At 71.0% G+C, this 22,204-nt stretch carries 19 protein-coding genes; 6 read left to right on the forward strand and 13 right to left on the reverse strand.

Translation table 11 applies throughout. The annotated features are described in order from the left end of the window. The first annotated feature begins 606 nt into the window (after positions 1-606). On the forward strand, positions 607-1,632 hold the full coding sequence (gene trpS, locus ACIBK3_RS44265) for a tryptophan--tRNA ligase (RefSeq protein ID WP_399374133.1): 1,026 nt from the start codon (positions 607-609) through the stop codon (positions 1,630-1,632). A gap of 43 nt (positions 1,633-1,675) precedes the next feature. Here trpS and proC read toward each other — a convergent pair whose 3' ends face one another. The 7 genes from proC to ACIBK3_RS44300 all read right to left on the reverse strand — a co-directional run bounded on the left by proC (position 1,676) and on the right by ACIBK3_RS44300 (position 6,796). Beyond that, on the reverse strand, positions 1,676-2,488 hold the full coding sequence (proC, locus tag ACIBK3_RS44270; protein ID WP_399374134.1) for a pyrroline-5-carboxylate reductase: 813 nt from the start codon (positions 2,486-2,488) through the stop codon (positions 1,676-1,678). A 208-nt stretch (positions 2,489-2,696) separates the two neighbouring features. After that, positions 2,697-3,509, reverse strand: a complete 813-nt coding sequence (locus ACIBK3_RS44275; protein WP_399374135.1) for an ABC transporter permease — start codon at positions 3,507-3,509, stop codon at positions 2,697-2,699. Continuing rightward, positions 3,506-4,318, reverse strand: a complete 813-nt coding sequence (locus ACIBK3_RS44280) for an ABC transporter ATP-binding protein (protein ID WP_399374137.1) — start codon at positions 4,316-4,318, stop codon at positions 3,506-3,508. The genes ACIBK3_RS44275 and ACIBK3_RS44280 overlap by 4 nt, the downstream gene beginning before the upstream one ends. Positions 4,319-4,607: 289 nt before the next feature. Next, entirely contained in the window at positions 4,608-5,369 is a 762-nt protein-coding gene (locus ACIBK3_RS44285; RefSeq protein WP_399374138.1) for a class I SAM-dependent methyltransferase, read from the reverse strand. Positions 5,370-5,561: 192 nt separating this feature from the next. Then, positions 5,562-6,068: an EamA/RhaT family transporter gene (locus ACIBK3_RS44290; RefSeq protein WP_399374140.1), complete on the reverse strand. Its 507-nt coding sequence runs from the start codon at positions 6,066-6,068 to the stop codon at positions 5,562-5,564. Positions 6,069-6,111: 43 nt separating this feature from the next. Beyond that, on the reverse strand, positions 6,112-6,417 hold the full coding sequence (locus ACIBK3_RS44295) for an SH3 domain-containing protein (RefSeq protein WP_399374257.1): 306 nt from the start codon (positions 6,415-6,417) through the stop codon (positions 6,112-6,114). 55 nt (positions 6,418-6,472) lie between these two features. Further along, positions 6,473-6,796: an SH3 domain-containing protein gene (locus tag ACIBK3_RS44300; protein WP_399374142.1), complete on the reverse strand. Its 324-nt coding sequence runs from the start codon at positions 6,794-6,796 to the stop codon at positions 6,473-6,475. A gap of 182 nt (positions 6,797-6,978) precedes the next feature. Here ACIBK3_RS44300 and ACIBK3_RS44305 point away from each other — a divergent pair, with 182 nt between their 5' ends. After that, a complete protein-coding gene (locus ACIBK3_RS44305; RefSeq protein ID WP_399374144.1) occupies positions 6,979-9,060 on the forward strand; it encodes a serine/threonine-protein kinase in 2,082 nt (693 codons plus the stop codon). Positions 9,061-9,191: 131 nt separating this feature from the next. Here the strand turns inward: ACIBK3_RS44305 and ilvD are convergent, their stop codons facing one another. The 4 genes from ilvD to ACIBK3_RS44325 all read right to left on the reverse strand — a co-directional run bounded on the left by ilvD (position 9,192) and on the right by ACIBK3_RS44325 (position 13,933). After that, entirely contained in the window at positions 9,192-11,045 is a 1,854-nt protein-coding gene (gene ilvD, locus ACIBK3_RS44310) for a dihydroxy-acid dehydratase (RefSeq protein WP_399374145.1), read from the reverse strand. Between the two features lie 325 nt (positions 11,046-11,370). Next, a complete protein-coding gene (locus ACIBK3_RS44315) occupies positions 11,371-11,976 on the reverse strand; it encodes a TetR family transcriptional regulator (protein WP_399374147.1) in 606 nt (201 codons plus the stop codon). Positions 11,977-11,989: 13 nt separating this feature from the next. Beyond that, positions 11,990-12,820, reverse strand: coding sequence for a sugar phosphate isomerase/epimerase family protein (locus ACIBK3_RS44320; protein ID WP_399374148.1), 831 nt, complete (start codon positions 12,818-12,820; stop codon positions 11,990-11,992). A 180-nt stretch (positions 12,821-13,000) separates the two neighbouring features. Next, entirely contained in the window at positions 13,001-13,933 is a 933-nt protein-coding gene (locus ACIBK3_RS44325) for a Ppx/GppA family phosphatase (RefSeq protein WP_399374150.1), read from the reverse strand. 95 nt (positions 13,934-14,028) lie between these two features. Here ACIBK3_RS44325 and ACIBK3_RS44330 point away from each other — a divergent pair, with 95 nt between their 5' ends. Continuing rightward, the gene (locus ACIBK3_RS44330) at positions 14,029-14,877 is read left to right on the forward strand and encodes a hypothetical protein (protein WP_399374152.1); all 849 of its coding nucleotides are present in this window, start codon (positions 14,029-14,031) and stop codon (positions 14,875-14,877) included. Positions 14,878-15,009: 132 nt separating this feature from the next. Here ACIBK3_RS44330 and ACIBK3_RS44335 read toward each other — a convergent pair whose 3' ends face one another. After that, on the reverse strand, positions 15,010-16,776 hold the full coding sequence (locus ACIBK3_RS44335) for a hypothetical protein (protein WP_399374153.1): 1,767 nt from the start codon (positions 16,774-16,776) through the stop codon (positions 15,010-15,012). A gap of 290 nt (positions 16,777-17,066) precedes the next feature. Here ACIBK3_RS44335 and radA point away from each other — a divergent pair, with 290 nt between their 5' ends. Continuing rightward, the gene (radA, locus tag ACIBK3_RS44340; protein ID WP_399374155.1) at positions 17,067-18,476 is read left to right on the forward strand and encodes a DNA repair protein RadA; all 1,410 of its coding nucleotides are present in this window, start codon (positions 17,067-17,069) and stop codon (positions 18,474-18,476) included. 81 nt (positions 18,477-18,557) lie between these two features. After that, positions 18,558-19,682 carry a DNA integrity scanning diadenylate cyclase DisA gene (gene disA, locus ACIBK3_RS44345; RefSeq protein WP_399374156.1) on the forward strand — a complete coding sequence of 375 codons (1,125 nt, stop codon included), beginning with the start codon at positions 18,558-18,560 and terminating at the stop codon, positions 19,680-19,682. Positions 19,683-19,865: 183 nt separating this feature from the next. On the opposite strand, the gene ACIBK3_RS44350 is transcribed toward disA, so the two are convergent. Next, complete coding sequence (locus ACIBK3_RS44350) at positions 19,866-20,717, reverse strand: hypothetical protein (RefSeq protein ID WP_399374158.1); 852 nt, start codon at positions 20,715-20,717, stop codon at positions 19,866-19,868. Between the two features lie 525 nt (positions 20,718-21,242). Between ACIBK3_RS44350 and ACIBK3_RS44355 the strand changes: the two genes are divergently transcribed. Beyond that, positions 21,243-22,196: an A/G-specific adenine glycosylase gene (locus ACIBK3_RS44355; RefSeq protein ID WP_399374160.1), complete on the forward strand. Its 954-nt coding sequence runs from the start codon at positions 21,243-21,245 to the stop codon at positions 22,194-22,196. The last annotated feature ends 8 nt before the right edge of the window (positions 22,197-22,204 follow it).

The following is a 22,204-nucleotide window of genomic DNA, read 5'->3' on the forward strand; positions in this document are numbered from 1 at the left end:
TTCGGTCTTGCGTTTCCGACTCTATCAGACTGTTTCCGGTCCGATTTCCTCGGTGCTTTCCAGGTTCCCGCTCTCGCGTTTCCCTTTCCGGCGGTTCCGACTTTATCAGACCGTTTCCGGCCCGATTCCCAGTCAGCGGGATCCGTCTTCGCGGCTGTTGGGCCGTTCCGACGAGTGAGACTTTAGCGGATTCCCTGCTCCCGACGCTAATCGGGGGCTGCGTTCTTTCGAACGCGGATTCCTCATTTCGCACAGACGCATACCAAGGACACGACGACAGAACGACTCTCGTCGGGTATTGGTGGTCCTGCGGAATGGCTGTCCGGGGACCGACCGAGGTCGGCGCTCACGTCGGACAACTCGGAGAACACTACGTACCGGGTTCAGGTGTGTCAACTTCAGCCCTGACTCTGCCAGGGACGCGTAGCCTGGAGGGCATGACTACGCATGCGTGTACCCAGCTGTGGTGGGCCGCCTGACGGCGGCTGTCCTCACGTATGCACTCAACGGCCGCCGCTTCGGCGGCCGTTTCTGTTTCTCCCTCCAGTACTCCGAGGGGCAGCCGGCCGGTCGGGGCGGCGGGCCCGGCCAGGAGGAGAGGGAGAGATGACGCGGGTATTCAGCGGGGTCAAGCCGACGGGGCATCTGACGCTGGGGAACTACCTCGGGGCCATGCGGCGGTGGGCTGCCGTCGACCAGCATCAGGCCGACGCGCTGTTCTGCATCGTCGACCTGCACGCACTGACCGTGGACCACGACCCGGCGCGGGTGCGACGGCTGAGTCGCCAGGCGGCGACGCTGCTGCTGGCGTCGGGGCTGGATCCCGAGCTGTGCACCGTGTTCGTGCAGAGCCATGTGGATGAGCACGCGCGGCTGTCGTACGTGCTGGAGTGTGTGGCCACGGACGGCGAGATGCGTCGGATGATCCAGTACAAGGAGAAGGCCGCGCGGGAGCGGGAACGGGGCAGGAGTGTGCGGCTGTCGCTGCTGACGTACCCGGTGCTGATGGCGGCGGACATCCTGGCGTACGGGGCTGACGAGGTGCCGGTCGGGGACGATCAGACGCAGCATGTGGAGCTGACGCGGGATCTGGCGGTGCGGTTCAACCAGCGGTACGGACATACGTTCGTGGTGCCTCGGGCGACGCCCCCGGAGGTGGCGGCTCGGGTGATGAACCTGCAGGAGCCGACGTCGAAGATGGGGAAGAGCGACGGCACCGGGCCGGGGATCGTCTATCTGCTCGACGAGCCGGACGTGGTGCGGAAGAAGGTCATGCGGGCCGTGACCGACAGTGGGCGGGAGGTCGTCTACGACCGGGAGTCGCGGCCGGGACTGGCCAATCTGCTGGAGATCCTCGCCGCGTGCACGGGTGGGAACCCTTCGGACCTGAGCGGTGTATATGAAACGTACGGCGCCTTGAAGAAGGACACCGTGGAGGCGGTGGTCCAGATTCTCAGGCCCGTGCAGGACAGGCACAGGGAGCTGTGCGCGGATCCTGGCTTTGTGGAGGGGGTGCTGCGAGATGGTGCGGAGCGGGCTCGTGCGATGGCGCGGCCGACCGTGGATGCCGCTTATCGCGCGATCGGGTTGCTGCCGGCCGCGTCCGATATCGCGGTGAGCGCGGCTCGGTAGGCGGGCGGGGTCCGTGTGCCGCCCCCTGGGGGGCGGCCGGGCGTCAGCTGTTGTTGCCGGAGGCCAGTTGGCGGCTGCGGTCGCGGGCGGCTTCGAGGGCGGCGATGAGGGCGGCTCGTACGCCGTGGTTTTCCAGTTCGCGGATGGCGCTGATGGTCGTGCCCGCGGGAGAGGTGACGTTCTCGCGGAGCTTGACCGGGTGTTCGCCGCTGTCGCGGAGCATGACGGCGGCGCCGATCGCGGACTGGACGATCAGGTCGTGGGCCTTGTCGCGGGGCAGGCCGAGGAGGATGCCCGCGTCCGTCATGGCTTCGACCAGGTAGAAGAAGTACGCCGGGCCGGAGCCGGAGAGGGCGGTGCAGGCGTCCTGCTGGGACTCGGGGACGCGGAGCGTCTTGCCGACGGCACCGAAGATCTCCTCGGCGTGGGCGAGGTGGTCGGCGGTGGCGTGGGTGCCGGCGGAGATGACGGACATGGCCTCGTCGACCAGAGCGGGCGTGTTCGTCATGACGCGGACGACAGGGGTGCCAGCGGCGAGGCGTTCCTCGAAGAAGGAGGTGGGGATACCGGCCGCGCCGCTGACGATGAGGCGGTCGGCGGGGACGTGCGGGGCCAGTTCGTCCAGCAGGGTGCCCATGTCCTGCGGTTTGACCGTGAGGATCAGGGTGTCGGCGGTCTTGGCGGCTTCCGGGTTGGTGACCGGGGTGACTCCGTAGCGGGTGCGGAGTTCTTCGGCTCGCTCGGGGCGGCGGGCGGTGACCAGGAGGTCGGCCGGGGCCCAGCCCGCGCGGATCATTCCGCTGAGCAGGGCTTCGCCGATCTTGCCGGTGCCGAGGACTGCGACTTTCTGGGTCATGGCTGGGGTGCCCTCCGGGGGGTGCGTCGTCCGGGTTCATCCTCGCACCGGGGATGTCTGTGCGGGTGGGGTGTCCGGTGGGCGGGACATCGGGGATGGGGTTGTGCGGTGGGCGGGGTGTGGCATTGCCGGGTCGGCGGGATGTGGCTTCGCCGAGTGGGCGGGACGGGAGCGCCGACGGGCCGCGTGTGCTGCGGCAGGCCGGGGTCTACGGCGTCCTGCGTCGGAGGGTCGCCGCGCCCAGTCCCAGGACTAGTAGCGCGCACCCGGCCACGACCAGCACGTCCCGTACGAAGGTGGCTGTCATGTCCGTGTGGGTGAGGACCTCGTTCATGCCGTCGACGGCGTAGGACATGGGGAGTGCGTCGGAGATGGCCTCGAGGACGGGGTGCATGTTGTCGCGGGGAGTGAAGAGGCCGCAGAGGAGGAGTTGGGGGAAGATCACCGCCGGCATGAACTGGACCGCCTGGAACTCCGAGGCGGCGAAGGCCGAGACGAAGAGGCCGAGTGCGGTGCCGAGCAGAGCGTCGAGGAGGGCTACGAGGAGCAGCAGCCAGGGGCTGCCGGTGACGTCCAGATCGAGGAACCAGACCGCCAGGCCCGTCGCGAGGGCGGACTGGATGATCGCGAGGGCGCCGAAGGCGAGGGCGTAGCCGGCGATGAGGTCGCCCTTGCCGAGGGGCATGGCGAGGAGGCGTTCGAGGGTGCCGGAGGTGCGTTCGCGGAGGGTGGCGATGGAGGTGACCAGGAACATCGTGATCAGGGGGAAGATCCCGAGGAGGGAGGCGCCGATGCTGTCGAAGGTGCGAGGGCTGCCGTCGAACACGTAGCGCAGCAGGAAGAGCATCACGCAGGGGATGAGGATCATCATCGCGATGGTGCGCGGGTCGTGACCCAGTTGGCGCAGGACGCGGGCCGCGGTGGCGGTGGTGCGGGAGGCGTTCAGGGCGCGGGGTGGTGCGGGCGTCATCGTCGTACCCGGTGTGCTCAGGGTGGTGGTGCCCGGCGTGTGGGTGCTCATCGTGCGGTCTCCTTCGTGTGGCCGGCTGCGATCGCCTCGTCGACCAGGTGCAGGAATGCCGCCTCGACCGTGTCGGAGTGGGTCCGGTTTCGCAGGGCGTCCGGTGTGTCGTCGGCGAGGATCGCGCCTTCGCGCATGAGGAGGAGGCGGTGGCAGCGTTCGGCTTCGTCCATGACGTGGGAGGAGATCAGCAGGGTCGCGCCGCGCTGGGCCGCGATGTCGTGGAAGAGGTTCCACAGGTCGCGGCGGAGGACGGGGTCCAGGCCGACGGTCGGTTCGTCGAGGACCAGGAGTTCGGGGGTGCCGAGGAGGGCGACGGCCAGGGAGACACGGCTGCGCTGGCCGCCGGAGAGGTTGCCGGCGAGGGCGTCGGTGTAGGTGGTCAGGTCCACGTCGTCGATGGCTCGGGTGACGTTGGCGTGGCGGCGTTCGGCGGCGGTGCGGCCCGGGTCCAGGATCGCGGCGAAGTAGTCGAGGTTCTGGCGGACGGTCAGGTCGTCGTAGACGGAGGGGGCTTGGGTGACGTAACCGATGCGGGTGCGGAGGGAGGGGTGGCCGGCCGGGCTGCCGAGAACGTCGAGGGTGCCGGTGACCTTGGCCTGGGTGCCTACGATCGCGCGCATCAGGGTCGACTTGCCGCAGCCTGAGGGGCCGAGCAGGCCGGTGATCTGGCCACGCGGGACGGTGAAGTCGAGGTCACGCAGGGCCGTGCGGGGGCCACGGACGACGGTGAGGGTTTCGGCGCGGACAGCGGGGGCCGTGTGCGCGGCTGTTTCCCTCTCGGGTGGGCTGGGGGAATAATTCATCACATGCTGAATAGTGCTGCCGGGGGTAGGTCGCGTCAAGCGGTGAAGTACGGCTGCACAGGCGCATGACGGAGTGGTCGGGGAGGTGGGGCAGGCGGGTGACGGCTGGGGCTGTGCGGCGCCGGCTGACGGGGCGGCGGCAGATGGCGTGGGACTGCCGGGAGCGGGCCCCCTCAGCGGTGGCGGCGGCGCATGCGCGGGTGGCGCGGAGGCAGATGGAGGTGGGGATTCGGGGGGCGGGGATAGGGAGCGCGGGGAGCGGGGAACAGGCCACGCGGGGAACAGGCCACCGTCAGGGTGTGGTGGCCAGGAGCAGGATGACCTCGTAGACCTCTTCGACGGTTCCGTCGGGGAAGGTACGTAGGAGGTGTTCGCGTTCCTCGGCCAGGTAGGCGGCGGTCGCCTCCTCGCCGTGGACCAGGAAGACCGAGTGGCTGCCGATGTTGGCGAGGTGGGTGTCGAGCGGGACGCGACGGCTCCAGCGGACCTCGCGGCGGGCGAAGTCGAGGCGGCCGGTGGGGTCCGCGGCGTGGGCGTTGACATTCCGTTTCTCGGCGGAGACGTTCACGCCGAAGTAGCGCGCGGTGCGGTCAGCGGCCTCGGAGATCCACGGTACGTCGAGGGCGTCCGTGTTCCACCACAGGGCGAGCGCGCCGCCCGGGCGCAGGACGCGAAGCGCCTCCGGAACCGCCCGGGCGGGGTCGGTCCAGTGCCACGCCTGGGCGTACGTGACGAAGTCGATGGAGGCGGTGGTCAGCGGGAGGGTGTTGCCGTCGCCCCTGACGATCGGGATGTCGGGGTGGGTGCCGCGGAACTGTGCCGCCATGCCGTCGCCGGGCTCCACGGCGATGACGTCGGCGCCGCGGGCGTGCAGGAGAGCGGTCGCGATTCCCGTGCCGGCGCCGATGTCCGCTACGCGGGCGCCGGCGAGGGGGCGGTCTGCCAGCTCCTCGATGGCGCCGAAGAGGGCCGGCGGGTAGGAGGGGCGGTTGGCTGCGTACTGGGCTGCGGCGGCGTTGAAGGAGTGGGCGCGGGTGGTACAGGAGGCCGTCATGAGGCCATGGTGGCGACGTTGGGGGGCGGGGTGCAGTTGGTTTTCGGTGAGAGGTGAGAGTTGAGAGCTGAGGATGAGCAGTGAGGGGTCGGGGGAAGGGGATGGGCCGGCGTTGGCCTGTCCGGCGGGACGGTCCGAGGACGGATCTGAGGAATCGCTGTTTGCCTGTGGCTCGAGCCGCTGGGCCGGTCCTTAACCGCGGCGGCGCTTCTTCGACGGGTTGCCGGTGCGGCGGGTTGAGCGCTTCTTGTGCTGCTCGAGGGCTGCCTCGTACTCCTCGCGGTGGAGTTTCTCGCCGGGGGCCTCGGTGAGGGAGCGGAAGAAGTAGGCGAGGAGTGAGCCGACGAAGCCGATGGCGAGGAGGCCGCGGAGGGAGGCCTGGCGGTCGGGGTCGGGGCGCTCGCTGAAACCGTCCCAGGTGTGGCGGAAGGCCAGAGCGCTGCAGATGGCGAACATCGCGACGACCAGGACGGTGACCAGGCTGCCGGTGTCGGCGATCTGGAGGCCTTCGTAGGCGAAGCGGAGGACCAGGCAGGAGGCGACTGCGGCGACGAGGGAGCCGAGGGCTGCCGCGATGCGGCGCGGGGTGTAGCCCTTGTCGTGGGTCACCCAGGTCGTGCCGAAGAAGCGCAGGGGTTCCGGGCGGGGGCCGGTGGAGCCCGCGGCGGGGGTTTCCTGGGGGCCGGTTTCGTCGCTCACGCGTCGATTATGGCTCCAGGCCGGCCGCGGGCTCCGGGCGGGCTCAGGCGCAGCGCGAAGCCACGTAGCCGTCGCTGCCGGTGTTCACATAGGTGTCCGAGATGTACTGGCCGTTGCTGATGTTGTCCCAGATGTTCGACGTGCCGTACGGGCCGGTGACCGTCGTGCCTGGACTCTGGCAGTAGATCGGAACGCGGGAACCCTCGGGCAGGACACGCACGATGCTGTAGTTGGTGCCCGGGCCGCTGCGGACGTTGACCTGGTAGCCCGGCGCGACCGGATAGGTGGTCGCGGCCTGAGCGGTGGCCGCGCCCACCATGAGGAAGGCTCCGGTGAGGCCCGCGAGCATGACGGATCTGCGTTTGATGGGTGTCAACTGCGTCCCCTGAGTGGTGGTGGCCGGTTCAGAAGGAGCAGCGAGGGCGGATGTAGCCGTCGCTGCCCGTGTTCACGTAGGTGTCCGAGACGAATTCGCCGTCGTCGATGTTGTCCCAGATGTTCGATGTGCCGTACGGACCCGACACCGTGGTGCCCGGCGTCTGACAGAAGATCGGGACCTTCGCCCCCTCGGGCAGGACCCGGACGACGGTGTAGCCGGTGCCGGGTCCGCTGCGGACATTGAGACGGACGCCCGGCGCGACCGAGTAGTAGCGCACCGCCGTGGCCGCCGTGGTCACGGCTTCCGCCGCTCCGCCGCTCTCCACCTCTTCGGCACGGTCAACAGACATGAGATACCTCCCCCGTTGATCCCCATGGCTGCCATGGGGTCCCGTTGATTCCCCTGAATCGCGCCATGAAACACATATGCGCAACTCGCACGCGGAGGCTAGCAAGCCTCCTCCGTCCCGCACGAGTCATCGACTAGGCTCCGTGCGTCGCGCGCGCGGACGAACAGCACGGGGGTGGTTCCATGACGCCACAGCGCAACAGCGGAGCGGGCGCGGAAGCGGAACTTCCCGAATACGCCGGCCACTACCGCCTGGAGTCGTGTCTCGGCTCCGGTGGCATGGGAGTCGTGCACCTGGCCCGCAGCACCTCCGGCATGAAGCTCGCGGTGAAGGTCGTACACGGCCAGTTCGCGAAGGACCCCGAGTTCAGAGGGCGGTTCCGGCAGGAGGTCGCCGCGGCGCGGAGGGTGAGCGGGGCCTTCACCGCGTCTGTCGTCGATGCCGATCCCGAGGCCGAACGGCCTTGGATGGCCACGCTGTTCATCCCGGGTCCCACATTGTCCGACCAGGTGAAGCGGAACGGTCCGATGTCGCCCTCCCAGCTGCGCCGGCTGATGGCGGGACTGGCCGAGGCGCTCCGTGACATCCATCGGGTCGGTGTCGTGCACCGGGATCTGAAACCGAGCAACGTACTGCTCGCCGAGGACGGGCCGAAGGTCATCGACTTCGGCATTTCTCGGCCAAAGGACAGCGAACTGCGGACCGAGACGGGCAAGTTGATCGGCACCCCGCCCTTCATGGCTCCCGAGCAGTTCCGGCGGCCCCGGGAGGTCGGTCCCGCCGCGGACGTCTTCGCCCTCGGGTCCGTGATGGTGCACGCGGCCACGGGGCGTGGGCCGTTCGACTCCGACAGTCCGTACGTCGTCGCCTACCAGGTCGTCCACGACGAACCCGACCTGGCCGGTGTACCCGGGAATCTCGCGCCGCTCATCGAGCGGTGTCTCGCCAAGGAGCCCGAGGACCGGCCGACACCCGACGAGTTGATGCGGGAACTGCGGTCGGTGGCGGCCTCCTACGACACGCAGGTGTTCATACCGGAGCAACGGACGGGCGAGGCGCCCCGACCGGAGCCCCGCCCCGAAGAACCCCGCCGCAGGAGGCGTCCGGGCAAGCGGGCGGCCCTCGCGGGCGGCGCCCTCGGGCTGGCCGCGGTCCTCGCTCTGGTCTCGGCCCAGTTGTTCGGCGGTGAGACCGGGGCACCGAGGAGCGGCACACCACGGACCACGTCGGCCGCGTTCAGCGGATGGGCGGCGACATCGTCGTCCACACGGAGTACGCCCCATTGTTCGTACGGCGCGGGGAAGTTGCTCTGCGCCCAGACCGGGCTGGTGTTCGCCCTCGACCCGTCCGACGGCCGGCTGGTGTGGCGCCACTCCGTGGCCGAGGCCCGGAGGTCGGGCCCTCCGGTCGTGGCGGGCGGCCTCGTGCAGCCGTCACTCGGTCAGGGCCGGCGCCTGGAGGCACTCGATCCCGCCTCGGGCAAGGCACGCTGGCAGCGGGACATCGCCTACGGCGGGCTGGTGAGCAGCGGGGGCATGTTGTTGCTCACCGGTGTCGACGGCACGGTCACCGGGGTGGACGGCGCTTCGGGCGCCACGCGGTGGAGCCACCGGATCCCAGGGCACAAGGCGCCGCATTTCGCCTCATTCGCAGGGGATCCGCTGGCGTACACGGCGAGCGTCTCGCAGGACGGGTCGAGCACGAAGGTCACCGCGGTGGATCCTGGCACGGGTGACGTGCGCTGGGACGCTCGGTTGCGGGGATCGCTGGAGCCCGCCGGTTCGGCAGGCGGGTCCGTCTACTTCGTGGCAGTCGACGAGGTGTACGGGGACGCGGAGGCCGTGGTCCGGTACGCCCCGGACAGCGGCACTTCCCGGCGGGTGGCACTGCCGGTCCCGGTCCAGCAGGCACACGTCACCGTGCACGATGACGTCGTGTACCTCATGGGTACGGGCGGCTCGCTGGTGGCTGTCGACGTGGCGGCGCGGAAGCAGCGGTGGACGCTGGAGACGGGCGTGTCCCGAGGCTCCGCTCCGGTCGCGGACGGTCGGCACGTCTACTTCACGGCGCCTGACGGACGGCTGCTCGCCGTGGACGCCCGCGAGGGCAGCCTCCTCGCACAGACGCCTCCACGGCTCAGCCCGGACGCGGGGCAGGTCACAGCCGACCTGCCCGAACCCGTGATCGCCGACCACCGCGTCTACGCCGGCGCCCCCGACGGCACCGTCTTCGCCGTGGACGCGCGGGACCCCTCGAGCTGGTAGGACGCGGCAGGGGCCGCCCCGAGGGACGGCCCCTGACAGCGAATGACCAGTGATGACTGTGATGCCTGTGATGCCTGTCAACGAGAGCGGATGACCGCGGATGTGACCGCGGATGACCGACCGCGGCGGTCTCAGCCCAGCTTGCTCACGTCGCGGACCGCGCCCTTGTCCGCGCTGGTTGCCATCGCGGCGTAGGCGCGGAGTGCGGCGGAGACCTTGCGCTCACGGTTCTTGGGGGCGTAGACGCCGTTCAGGGACTGCTCGCGGCGGGTGAGTTCCGCGTCGTCGACGAGGAGTTCGATGGTGCGGTTGGGGATGTCGATGCGGATGCGGTCGCCGTCCTCGACGAGGGCGATGGTGCCGCCGGAGGCCGCCTCCGGGGAGGCGTGGCCGATCGAGAGGCCGGACGTGCCGCCGGAGAAGCGGCCGTCGGTGATCAGGGCGCAGGTCTTGCCGAGGCCACGGCCCTTCAGGAAGGAGGTCGGGTAGAGCATCTCCTGCATGCCGGGGCCGCCCTTGGGGCCCTCGTAGCGGATGACGACGACGTCGCCGTGCGTGATCTGCTTGTTGAGGATCTTCTCGACGGCCTCTTCCTGGGACTCGCAGACGACCGCCGGGCCCTCGAAGGTCCAGATGGACTCGTCGACACCGGCCGTCTTCACCACGCAGCCGTCGACCGCCAGGTTGCCCTTGAGGACCGCCAGGCCGCCGTCCTTCGAGTACGCGTGCTCGGCGCTGCGGATGCAGCCGCCCTCGGCGTCCTCGTCCAGCGCCTCCCAGCGCTCGGACTGGGAGAAGGCCTCGGCGGAGCGGACGCACCCGGGGGCCGCGTGCCACAGTTCCAGGGCTTCCGGGGAGGGCGAGCCGCCGCGGACGTCCCAGGTCTTCAGCCAGTCCGACAGGGACGGGCTGTGCACCGAGTGCACGTCCTCGTTCAGCAGGCCGGCGCGGTGCAGTTCGCCGAGGAGGGCGGGGATGCCGCCGGCGCGGTGCACGTCCTCCATGTAGTACGTGCGGTCCTTGGCGACGTTCGGCGCGACCTTCGCGAGGCAGGGAACGCGGCGCGAGACCTCGTTGATCTCCTCCAGGCCGAACGGGACCCCCGCCTCCTGGGCCGCGGCCAGCAGGTGCAGGATCGTGTTCGTGGAGCCGCCCATGGCGATGTCCAGGGCCATCGCGTTCTCGAAGGCCGCGAAGGTGGCGATCGAACGCGGCAGAACCGTCTCGTCGTCCTGCTCGTAGTAGCGGCGGGTGATGTCCATCACCGTGCGGGCCGCGTTCACGTACAGCTGCTTGCGGGCCGTGTGGGTGGCCAGGACCGAGCCGTTGCCGGGGAGGGAGAGGCCGATCGCCTCCGTCAGGCAGTTCATCGAGTTGGCGGTGAACATGCCGGAACAGCTGCCGCAGGTCGGGCAGGCGTTCTCCTCGATACGGAGGATGTCCTCGTCCGAGATCTTGTCGTTCACGGCGTCGGAGATCGCGTCGACCAGGTCGAGCGTACGGACCGTGCCGTCGACCAGGGTCGCGCGGCCGGACTCCATCGGGCCGCCGGAGACGAAGACCGTCGGGATGTTCAGGCGCAGGGCCGCGTTCAGCATGCCCGGGGTGATCTTGTCGCAGTTGGAGATGCAGACCAGGGCGTCGGCGCAGTGGGCCTCGACCATGTACTCGACCGAGTCCGCGATCAGGTCGCGGGACGGGAGGCTGTACAGCATGCCGCCGTGGCCCATCGCGATGCCGTCATCGACGGCGATCGTGTTGAACTCCCGCGGGATACCGCCGGCCTCGACGATCGCCTCGCTGACGATCCGGCCGACCGGCTGCAGATGGGTGTGGCCCGGCACGAACTCCGTGAAGCTGTTGGCGACCGCGATGATCGGCTTCCGGCCGATGTCCGCGCCGGGTACACCGGAGGCGCGCATAAGGGCGCGTGCGCCCGCCATGTTGCGGCCGTGGGTGACTGTGCGGGACCTCAGCTCGGGCATCGTCGCTCGCTCCTTCAGACAGATCTGGCTCCTACTGAGCGTACGCCGGTCATCCAGGGGTCGGGACAGGGTGTCCGGGATGCGGGACTGGTGTCTCGTGGGTGCGGGGTGCTTGGCCCAGCCGTCCGGGCTCGGTCAGACGGCGCGGTCGCAGCCCGGCGGGCTCGACCAGCGGGGGCGCAGCCCGGCGGGCTCGACCAGCGGGCGCAGCCAGGCGGCGCCATCACCCGTCGCTGAAGCTCGCCGTCAGCGACCGTCCGCGACCCGCGCGCCCCGCGCGACCCGTCAGCGACCATCCGGCGACCCGTCAGCAATCCGCGACCCGTCAGGGCCCCGATAGATGCCCCTGCACCACCGGTGCCACCCGCGCGATGATCTGCTCCACGTCCGCCGAGGCCAGCGGCTCCACCTTGATCACGTATCGGAGCATCGCCGTACCGACCAGTTGTGCGGCTGCCAGTTCGGCGCGCAGTTCGGCGTCCGGTGTGTTCAGCTGGCCGGCGATGCGGCGCAGCAGTTGGGTCGCGACGAGGCGGCGGAAGACGGCGGCCGCGGTCTCGTTGGTCACAGCTGAGCGGACGACGGCCAGCAGGGGCACACGGGTCGCCGGGTTCTCCCAGACGCCGAAGATGTAGCGCGTCAGACGCTCGCCGACCCCGTCGAGGGGACCGTCGGCCACCAGATCCGGGGCGTTCAGCGCGGGGGCGGCGGCGATCTCGACGGCCGCCTCGAAGACCTGCTCCTTGGTGCCGAAGTAGTGGTGGACCAGCGCCGAGTCCACCCCGGCGGCCTTCGCGATGCCGCGCACGGACGTCTTCTCGTAGCCGCGCTCGGAGAACTCCTCGCGGGCCGCGGCCAGGATGCGGTCGCGGGTGTCGGCCGATTCCGTACGAGGGGGCCGGCCGCGCTTCCGTGCGGTGACGTCGCTCATCGTCGGGACGTCCTCATGGCCGGGGCACCTTCACGGCGGAGGCCAGGTGCAGGCGGGTGAAGGCCAGGGCCTCGGCGAGGTCGGCCTCCCGTTCGGCGGCGGACATGGCCCGGCGGGTGTTGACCTCGATGACGACGTGGCCGTCGAACCCGCTCAGGGCGAGACGTTCGAGCAGCTCGGCGCAGGGCTGGGTGCCGCGGCCGGGGACCAGGTGCTCATCCTTCGCCGAGCCCCTGCCGTCGGCGAGGTGGACGTGGCCGAGTCGGTCGTCCATGCGGTCGAGCATCTGGAGGGCGTCGGCCCGGGCGGTCGCCGCGTGACTGAGGTCGATCGTGAAGTGACGGTAGTCGTCCTTCGTCACGTCCCAGTCGGGGGCGTAGGCGAGCATCTCGCGGTCGCGGTAGCGCCACGGGTACATGTTCTCGACAGCGAACCGTACGTCCGTCTCGTTCGCCATGCGCCAGATCCCGGTGACGAAGTCACGGGCGTACTGGCGCTGCCAGCGGAACGGCGGGTGGACGACGACCGTGCTCGCGCCGAGCTTCTCGGCGGCCGCGCGGGCGCGCTGGAGCTTGACCCAGGGGTCGGTGGACCACACGCGCTGCGTGATGAGCAGACAGGGCGCGTGCACGGCGAGGATCGGGATGCCGTGATAGTCGCTGAGTCTGCGCAGCGCCTCGATGTCCTGGCTGACGGGGTCGGTCCACACCATGACTTCGACACCGTCGTATCCGAGGCGCGCGGCGATCTCGAAGGCCGTCGCCGTCGACTCGGGGTAGACGGAGGCCGTCGACAGGGCGACCTTCGCATCCGGGATGCGGACTACGTCCCTTGGTTCAGCCACGGGGGCCAGCCTAAGGGGTGCGGTTGGGTGGGTGCGGGGTGCCTGTTCGCCGTTGTGGTGTTCGCCACGGGGTGGGTGCGCGTGCATGTGGTTGGTCTGGTTGTTCGCGCGGTCCGCGTTCCCCACGGCGCGCGGTCCGCGTTCCCCACGGCGCGCCGTCCGCGCGCCCCGTGGGGAGCACTACGCCGATCCCATGTGATCAAGCTTCCGCAGGATCACGCCCTCCCTCAGCGCCCACGGGCAGATCTCGACCGTCTCCACACCGAACAGGTCCAGCGCGCCCTCGGCGACCAGGGCGCCGGCGAGGAGCTGGCCCGCGCGGCCCTCGGAGACGCCCGGCAGGTCGGCTCGCTCGGCCGTCGTCATGCCGGCGAGCCTCGGCACCCATGCCTCCAGGGACTCCCGCTTGAGCTCGCGCTGGACGTAGAGGCCCTCGGTGGAGCGGGCCGCGCCGGCCAGGCGGGCCAGCTGCTTGAAGGTCTTGGACGTGGCGACCACGTGGTCGGGCGTGCCGAAGCGGCTGAACTCGCCCACCGTACCGGCGATCTGGGCGCGGACATGGCGGCGCAGGGCCCTTATCGCCTCGGGGTCCGGGGGGTCGCCGGGCAGCCAGCCCGCGGTGAGGCGGCCGGCGCCGAGGGGCAGCGACACCGCGGCGTCCGGTTCCTCGTCGATGCCGTACGCGATCTCCAGGGAGCCGCCGCCGATGTCCAGGACCAGCAGCTTTCCGGCCGACCAGCCGAACCAGCGGCGGGCGGCGAGGAAGGTCAGCCGGGCTTCCTCGGCGCCGGTGAGGACCTGGAGGTCGACGCCTGTCTCGGCCTGCACGCGTGCGAGGACGTCGTCGGCGTTGCTGGCCTCCCGCACGGCGGAGGTGGCGAACGGCAGCAGGTCCACGACGCCCTTGTCCTCGGCCGCCTGGAGCGCCTGCTGGATGACGCCGACGAGTTTGTCGACCCCTTCGGGGCCGATGGCACCGTCCTCGTCGAGAAGTTGGGCAAGGCGAAGCTCCGCCTTGTGCGAGTGCGCGGGCAGGGGGCACGCCCCGGGGTGCGCGTCCACCACCAGCAGATGCACCGTGTTCGATCCCACGTCGAGGACACCGAGTCTCATGTACGGAACGCTACTGCCAGCGGAGCCGTGCACCGCCTCCGCGGCCGTGCTCGCGGCTGTCCCTGGACCGGCCTCGGGCGACTTACCCTGGACGGGTGCCAAAGACGAAAAAGGCGAAGAATGACAAGACGGCCAAAACGCTCCAGGGTTCTTCGCCGGTGACAGCACCGAAGAAGTCGAAGAAGGCCCTGGCAGCCGACGAGAAAGGTCTCGACTTCGCGCGCGCATGGGTGGAATTCCCTGATCCGGCGGACGACGAGCAGGTCTTCCGGTGCGACCTGACATGGCTGACCTCTCGCTGGAACTGCATCTTCGGCAGCGGCTGCCAGGGCATCCAGGCGGGCCGCGCGGACGACGGGTGCTGCACCTTGGGTGCCCACTTCTCCGACGAGGACGACGAGAAGCGGGTCGCCGAACATGTGGCCCGGCTCACTCCGGACATCTGGCAGCACCACGACGAGGGCCTGGCGCGCGGCTGGGTCTCGGAGGACGAGGACGGGGACCGGCAGACGCGTCCCTTCCAGGGCTCGTGCATCTTCCAGAACCGGCCCGGGTTCGCGGGCGGCGCCGGCTGCTCGCTGCACATCCTCGCCCTCAAGGAGGGCCGGGAGCCGCTGGAGACCAAGCCGGACGTCTGCTGGCAGCTGCCGGTGCGACGGACGTACGACTGGATCGACCGGCCCGACGACACCCGCGTGCTCCAGGTGTCGATCGGTGAGTACGACCGGCGTGGCTGGGGTCCGGGCGGCCACGACCTCCACTGGTGGTGCACGTCGGCGACCTCGGCGCACGGCGCGGGCGACCCGGTGTACGTGTCCTACCGGCCGGAACTGATCGAGCTGATGGGCAAGGCGGGCTACGACCGCCTGGTCGAGCTGTGCGAGGAGCGACTGGCCTCCCAGCTGCCTTTGCTGGCACCGCATCCGGCGGATCCTGTGGTCTGACGGGGCCTGGCCCCGCGGTCCGAGGGCCTGGTCCCGCGGTCCGACGAGACAAGGGCCTCACGAGGACCTGAAAGGCCTGTGTCACGAGGACCTGGAAGGCCTGTGTCCACGAGGACTTGAAGAGGCCTGTGTCTACGACGTGTACGGGCTCGGGTCGCCGCCCTCGCCGGGTGGCGGCGTCGGGCTCCCCGGGCCCCCCGGTCCGGAGGAGGCCGGGTCGGTCGGGGTCGGGTCCGGGTCGGCGGACGAGGGCGGATCGGTCGGTGTGGGGTCGGAGGAGGGCGGGGGCGTCGGGTCCGGGCCGGGGTCGGACGGGGGCGGGCCGCTGGGGGTGCCGGGGCCGGAGCCAGGTCCTTGGTGGCCGTGGCCGGCACCGTGACCGGGATCGGTCGGTCCGGGGTCGGAGGGGCTGGGCGCGGTGCCGTAGCCCTCGATGGACACGATGGCGCCGGCCGGTGAGACCACCACCCGCGCGCTCCAGTACCCGGACGGCTCACGCAGATGGTCGACGTACACCTTGATCGTCAACGTCTCGCCGGGGGCGAGGGTTCCCGAAGCCTGGCTGAGGTAGAGCCAGTCCGCTCCGGTGGCCGCGAACCAGTGCACGGGCGCAGAGCCGGTCGCGGTGAGGGTGATCAGCGTGGTGTCGCCGCTGTTGCCGGCCGCGACCTCCAGGTGTCCGGCGCCCTTCCTGCCGACACCGGTGACACTGACGACCTCCACGGAGACGTCGGGCTCGTTACCCCGGGCGAAGCGGCCGCCGGGCCTGGTCCTGGCGTTGCCGGCGTTCTCGTAGCCGCCGCTCGCCGTCTCGCTGTCGAGGGTGTCGGGACCGTGCGCCTCGCGGGCGCTGGCGGAGTGGCCGTCGGAGCCCTCGCCGGTCGGTGTACCTCGGTAGGCGGCCCACAGGGCCAGCACGGGGGCCGCGACGACGGTGGCGACGACGGTCGTGGTCACGGCACGCGCGCGGAGGCGGTCCCGTCGCGCGGCGCGGTCCTTGGGGTCCATCGGGAAACCGCGCCGGTCGAAGCGGGGCGCTGTCCCCCGCGCGCGCGGCAGGTGTGCCGTCGCCACGTGCAGAGCCGCGCGGGGCGCCGGGAGGACCGGCAGTTCGGAGGGGGTGACGGCGGCGCCGGGCCAGTGGCCGGGGACCGCGCGTCCGGCGGTACGGCGGCAGCACGGGCAGTCGTCGACGTGCCGGACGAGTTCGCGGCGCAGCGCCGCGCTGAGCACCAGCTGGTTGTCACCGGTGAGCCGGGCGACGCTCGGGCAGCTTCCGGTCTCCACGACGGCGAGGGCCGCGCGCGTGCGCTCGACCTCGCAGGCGGCGGAGGCCAGCAGTTCCCGGGCGGCGGCGAGGTCCAGGCCGAGAACCGCGGCGACCTCGTGGGCGGCGAGGTGGTGGCGCACGGCGAGTTCGAGCGCCTCGCGCTGCTCCGGCGTGGTGCCGGCCGCCTCCGGCCAGGCAAGCAGCGCCAGTTCGCGCCGGCGCTCCTCCTGGACCTCCTCGGAGACCCGCGGGGCGGCGGGCTGCGCGCTCTGTCGCCGGTCGGTGCGGGTGCGCCCCGCCGCGTGCGTGGCCTGACGTTTCTGCTTGGCCTCGGCCAGCTTGCGCAGGCAGGCCCAGCGGACCAGGGCGTACAGCCAGGCCCTGCGGTCCCCGGGGGACTCCGGGCCGCGGCGCTTCTCGGCGAGCGCGAGGACGTCGCCGAGGGCGGCGGTGGCCGCGTCGTGATCGCAGAGCACGGACAGGCAGTAGGTGAACAGGCCGTCCAGGTACGGCTCGTAGCGCGCGGGCGGGCGCTGCGCCAGCGTGCGCGCCGCCGCGCGGTCGCGCCCCTCCCGGTGCGCCCTGTGTGCGCCGGTGGTGCGGGTCGAGGTCTCCGGACTGCTGCTCATCACCTGTGGACCGTAGGGGGCGCGCGTTCGCCCCATCTTGTCCCTTCAGCACTTTTAATCCATACGGGTGAAACGATCCCTCAATAGGGGACAGCAACGACTCTTTCCGTGGCTTGTTCGAGTCCTGAGTGGCTGGTTCGTGTGAGGTGACGCCGCGATGGCCACCGGGCCGTTCGAGGCGCCTGCGGCGTCACCGTCCACGGCGACCGCCACCGACGCCGCGGACGCCGGCCGCGGCGTCGGTGGCGGTCGCCATCCGCGTTGTCAGTGGTGGCGGTTACGGTTCCTGCATGGCTGCCCGTACGAAGTCCACCAAGGAGCGTCCGTCCTACCGCTGCACCGAGTGCGGCTGGCAGACGGCGAAGTGGCTCGGTCGCTGTCCCGAGTGCCAGGCCTGGGGGACGATCGAGGAGTACGGCGTGCCCGCCGTACGGACGACGACACCCGGCCGCGTCACCACCTCCGCCCTGCCCATCGGCCAGGTCGACGGACGGCAGGCGACCGCCCGCCCCACCGGCGTGCCGGAGCTGGACCGGGTGCTCGGAGGCGGCCTGGTGCCCGGCGCGGTCGCCCTCCTCGCGGGCGAGCCCGGCGTCGGCAAGTCGACGTTGCTGCTCGACGTGGCGGCCAAGTCGGCGAGCGACGAGCACCGCACGCTCTATGTCACCGGCGAGGAGTCGGCGAGCCAGGTCCGGCTGCGCGCCGACCGTATCGGGGCGATCGCGGACCACCTGTATCTCGCCGCCGAGACGGACCTGGCCGCGGTGCTCGGACACTTGGACGCGGTGAAGCCGTCTTTGCTGATCCTCGACTCGGTGCAGACGGTGGCCTCCCCGGAGATCGACGGCGCACCCGGCGGCATGGCCCAGGTGCGGGAGGTGGCGGGAGCCCTGATCCGCGCCTCCAAGGAACGCGGGATGTCCACCCTTCTGGTGGGCCACGTCACCAAGGACGGCGCGATCGCGGGCCCGCGCCTCCTGGAGCACCTCGTGGACGTGGTGCTGAGCTTCGAGGGCGACCGGCACGCGCGCCTGAGGCTCGTACGAGGCGTCAAGAACCGCTACGGCGCCACCGACGAGGTCGGCTGCTTCGAACTGCACGACGAGGGCATCGTCGGCCTCGCCGACCCCAGCGGCCTGTTCCTGACCCGGCGTGCCGAACCGGTCCCCGGCACCTGCCTGACCGTCACGCTGGAGGGCCGCCGCCCGCTGGTCGCCGAGGTCCAGGCGCTCACGGTGGACTCCCAGATCCCCTCTCCGAGGCGTACGACCTCCGGTCTGGAGACCTCCCGGGTGTCGATGATGCTCGCGGTCCTGGAACAGCGCGGCCGGATCAGTGCCCTGGGCAAGAGGGACATCTACTCCGCGACGGTGGGCGGCGTGAAGTTGTCGGAACCCGCCGCCGACCTCGCCATCGCCCTCGCGCTGGCCTCCGCGGCCAGCGACACCCCGCTCCCGAAGAACCTCGTCGCGATCGGCGAAGTCGGCCTCGCGGGCGAGGTCAGACGGGTCACGGGGGTACAGCGCCGGCTCGCCGAAGCACACCGCCTGGGCTTCACGCACGCGCTCGTCCCGGGCGATCCGGGCAAGGTCCCGTCGGGCATGAAGGTCCTGGAAGTCGCCGACATAGGAGACGCTCTGAGGGTCCTTCCCCGCTCGCGTCGGCGAGACGCCCCACGGGACGAGGAGGAGCGCCGGTAGACTTTGCCCAGGTCTCGCCCGTCCGTACGAACAACGTGTGCGAAACGGGAGCGCCCCAGAACCTGCGACCGGAGGAGTGCAGTGGCAGCCAACGACCGGGCAGCAGCTCCCGGAAAATCCGGCGGGAGTTCCGGTGCCGATGGCCTGATGCGCGCCTCACTGAGCGCCGTGGCACCCGGCACGGCGCTGCGCGACGGCCTTGAGCGGGTTCTCCGCGGCAACACCGGCGGTCTCATCGTGCTCGGCTCCGACAAGACCGTCGAATCGATGTGTACGGGCGGTTTCGTCCTGGATGTCGAGTTCACGGCGACGCGTCTGCGCGAGCTGTGCAAGCTCGACGGTGGCATCGTGCTCTCCTCCGACCTGTCGAAGATTCTCCGGGCGGGCGTCCAGCTGCTGCCCGACCCGACGATCCCCACCGAGGAGACGGGCACGCGGCACCGCACCGCGGACCGGGTGAGCAAGCAGGTCGGCTTCCCGGTCGTCTCGGTCTCCCAGTCGATGCGCCTGATCGCCCTGTACGTCGACGGTCAGCGCCGCGTCCTGGAGGACTCGGCGGCCATCCTGTCCCGCGCCAACCAGGCCCTGGCGACCCTGGAGCGCTACAAGCTCCGCCTCGACGAGGTCGCGGGCACGCTGTCCGCGCTGGAGATCGAGGACCTGGTGACCGTCCGGGACGTCTCGGCCGTGGCCCAGCGCCTGGAGATGGTCCGCCGCATCGCCACGGAGATCGCCGAGTACGTGGTCGAACTCGGCACCGACGGGCGGCTCCTGGCCCTCCAGCTGGACGAGTTGATCGCCGGCGTGGAGCCCGAGCGGGAACTGGTGGTCCGGGACTACGTCCCCGAGCCCACCGCGAAGCGCTCCCGCACGGTCGAGGAGGCGCTCTACGAGCTCGACGCGCTCACCCACGCCGAGCTCCTCGAACTGCCCACCGTGGCCCGCGCGTTGGGATACACCGGCTCTCCGGAGGCGCTCGACTCCGCGGTGTCCCCGCGCGGTTTCCGCCTGCTGGCGAAGGTACCGAGGCTGCCTGGCGCGATCATCGACCGCCTGGTGGAACACTTCGGGGGCCTGCAGAAACTGCTCGCCGCGAGCGTGGACGACCTGCAGACGGTGGACGGGGTCGGCGAGGCGCGGGCGCGCAGCGTGCGGGAGGGGCTGTCACGGCTGGCCGAGTCGTCGATCCTGGAGCGATACGTCTGACGAGCCCGCGGCGGGCAGCCGGGGCGAGGCGGATGCGCGCACCCGCCACAGCTGTGGTGTGACGAGGGCGAGCGCGGCCGCGGTGATCGCGAGCGTCCTGGCCCGCAGTCGCACCAGGGGCAGGTCCTTCGACACCGGCACGGCACCGGGGCCGGGGCGCCTTGAAGGCGGCGGTGTCGCCCCTCAGTCCTTCTCCAGCACGAACGACGTCTGCACCGTTCCGAATCCCGGCGTCCTGGCCTCCACCAGGTACGTCCCCGCCGCGGCCGCCCCCGCGGGAGGCGTCGCGCACTTCGGGGCACTCGGCTTGCGGTCCCACTTCACGGTGTAAGTGATGCTGCTGCCCGCCGGCACCCGGAACACCAGGCCGGCCGAGACCTTGGGGCAGTCCGCGGAGGACCAGTAGTCGTCCTCGCTGCCCGCCTGCGTGATGGTCAGCACCGCGTTCTTCGGACCGAGATCGACCTTGCAGTCGCCGCCGGAGGAGTTCGTCGCGGTCAGCAGCAGCGCGGGCGTGTCACCGGGCCCGTACGCGTTGTGGAGACTGCGCACGGTCACCTTCACCGCGCCGGCTGTGCAGTTGGGAAGCGAGGAACCCGCCGCAAGCGCGTCGCCGGCGCTGACGCCGCTGCCCGCGCCGCCCGCCGTCCCGCCGCCGGAAGCCCCCGACCCGGCGGAGCCGCCGGAACCAGAACCGGCATTCGCACCCGAACCATCCCCCGAACCGCCGCCGGAGCCGTCGCCCGACCCACTGCCGGACCCCGATCCGCCCGAGCCGCTGCCGCTCGACTCGTCCCGCCCACCCGGCGCTTGACTGATCGCGGGCCCGGAGCCCGACGGACCCGGCGTGATCGTCGAGGGTGAGGGATTCTTGTCGTTGGATCCGTCGGCACCGTTCTTGCCGCCTCCGCCGTCCGAGGTGACGATCCAGGCGATCAGCAGCGCCAGCAGGGCGACCACGGACACCAGTACGACCCTCCGACGCCAGTAGATGGAGGAGGGAAGCGGCCCGACCGGATTGCGCAGAGATCCCACGGCGCAAACTGTACGAGAGATCGGCGCCTTCGCTGGCCCCACCCGCCGCCGAGCTCACAAGTTTTCCGGATCATCATTCCGGAACCGGCCGCCCATCCCTGTCTTTCGTCGGATGCGGCACCTGTCGATCGCAAGCTGTGACCGTATCGGCCCGACAATTACTGTCTGTAATCGCGAACTTCGAGGGCGCAGGGCTCTACCGCGACATCACCGACACCGCCCAGGACACCCACCGTGGGGACAACATGCCGTCGAGACAGGGACGGACCCACGACTTTTGGCGTACATCTGCGGCGAGGTACTCAAGTCCGGCTCCACAAAGGTCCGTTGATGTCGAGCGGTCACCGACGCGGGCACCCGGGCCGACCACAGAAGCGAGCCCATGGGTGCGAGGACTTTTCGTCCGGCCGCGGTCACGGCGGTGGCAGGGCAGGGCAGCGGGTGGGTGCAGCGGGGCGACCTGCGCCGGGAACGCGCACGCCACAGCACGCGCTCGGCCCCTCCCCATGGCAGGATCGGAAGGCCATGACTGTGCCCACGATGCCCCCGAAGTCCACGAAGTCCCCGCACCCCGGGAACAGCCCCGCCGGTGACGCCCCCGGCGAGCCGCTTCACACCCCTGTCATCGACTGGTTCGACGAGCACGCCCGTGATCTGCCATGGCGGCGGCCCGACGCCGGTCCCTGGGGCGTGATGGTCAGTGAGTTCATGTTGCAGCAGACCCCGGTGAGCCGTGTGCTGCCCGTCTACGAGCAGTGGCTGGCCCGCTGGCCGCGCCCCGCCGACCTGGCCCGGGAGGCGCCCGGCGAGGCCGTGCGCGCCTGGGGCCGGCTCGGTTATCCGCGGCGCGCCCTGCGGCTGCACGGCGCCGCCGTCGCCATAACGGAACGGCACGGCGGCGACGTACCCACGGACCACGCGCAACTGCTGGCGCTGCCCGGTATCGGGGAGTACACGGCCGCCGCGGTCGCCTCCTTCGCGTACGGGCAGCGGCACGCGGTGCTGGACACCAACGTCCGCCGGGTGCTCGCGCGTGCCGTCACCGGTGTGCAGTACCCGCCGAACGCCACCACCGCCGCCGAACGCAAGCTGGCCCGCGCGCTGTTGCCGCTGGACGAGCGGACGGCCGCGCGGTGGGCCGCCGCCTCCATGGAGCTCGGCGCGCTCGTCTGCACGGCCAAGAACGAGACCTGCCAGCGCTGTCCGATCGCCGCCCAGTGCGCCTGGCGGCTCGCGGGCAAGCCGGAGCACGACGGTCCACCGCGCCGGGGGCAGACGTACGCCGGTACGGACCGCCAGGTCCGCGGCAAGCTGCTCGCCGTCCTGCGCGAGGCCCGCGGGCCCGTCCCGCAGGCGGCGCTCGACCGGGTGTGGCACGAGCCCGTGCAGCGCGCCCGGGCCCTGGACGGTCTCGTCGCGGACGGCCTGGTGGAACCCCTCCCGGGTGGTTTGTATCGGCTGCCGTTGACACGGAGCTGACGCCAAAA

Origin of the sequence: Streptomyces sp. NPDC050287 (genome assembly GCF_044459385.1) — a bacterium.
Taxonomy (GTDB): Bacteria; Actinomycetota; Actinomycetes; order Streptomycetales; family Streptomycetaceae; genus Streptomyces.

Bases quoted from the DNA above. Each gene is read 5' to 3' on its own strand.
- trpS (WP_399374133.1), top strand. From the start codon at position 607: ATGACGCGGGTATTCAGCGGGGTCAAGCCGACGGGGCATCTGACGCTG.
- proC (WP_399374134.1), bottom strand. From the start codon at position 2,488: ATGACCCAGAAAGTCGCAGTCCTCGGCACCGGCAAGATCGGCGAAGCC.
- ACIBK3_RS44275 (WP_399374135.1), bottom strand. From the start codon at position 3,509: ATGAGCACCCACACGCCGGGCACCACCACCCTGAGCACACCGGGTACG.
- ACIBK3_RS44285 (WP_399374138.1), bottom strand. From the start codon at position 5,369: ATGACGGCCTCCTGTACCACCCGCGCCCACTCCTTCAACGCCGCCGCA.
- ACIBK3_RS44295 (WP_399374257.1), bottom strand. From the start codon at position 6,417: ATGCTCGCGGGCCTCACCGGAGCCTTCCTCATGGTGGGCGCGGCCACC.
- ACIBK3_RS44300 (WP_399374142.1), bottom strand. From the start codon at position 6,796: ATGTCTGTTGACCGTGCCGAAGAGGTGGAGAGCGGCGGAGCGGCGGAA.
- ACIBK3_RS44305 (WP_399374144.1), top strand. From the start codon at position 6,979: ATGACGCCACAGCGCAACAGCGGAGCGGGCGCGGAAGCGGAACTTCCC.
- ilvD (WP_399374145.1), bottom strand. From the start codon at position 11,045: ATGCCCGAGCTGAGGTCCCGCACAGTCACCCACGGCCGCAACATGGCG.
- ACIBK3_RS44315 (WP_399374147.1), bottom strand. From the start codon at position 11,976: ATGAGCGACGTCACCGCACGGAAGCGCGGCCGGCCCCCTCGTACGGAA.
- ACIBK3_RS44325 (WP_399374150.1), bottom strand. From the start codon at position 13,933: ATGAGACTCGGTGTCCTCGACGTGGGATCGAACACGGTGCATCTGCTG.
- ACIBK3_RS44335 (WP_399374153.1), bottom strand. From the start codon at position 16,776: ATGAGCAGCAGTCCGGAGACCTCGACCCGCACCACCGGCGCACACAGG.
- radA (WP_399374155.1), top strand. From the start codon at position 17,067: ATGGCTGCCCGTACGAAGTCCACCAAGGAGCGTCCGTCCTACCGCTGC.
- ACIBK3_RS44355 (WP_399374160.1), top strand. From the start codon at position 21,243: ATGACTGTGCCCACGATGCCCCCGAAGTCCACGAAGTCCCCGCACCCC.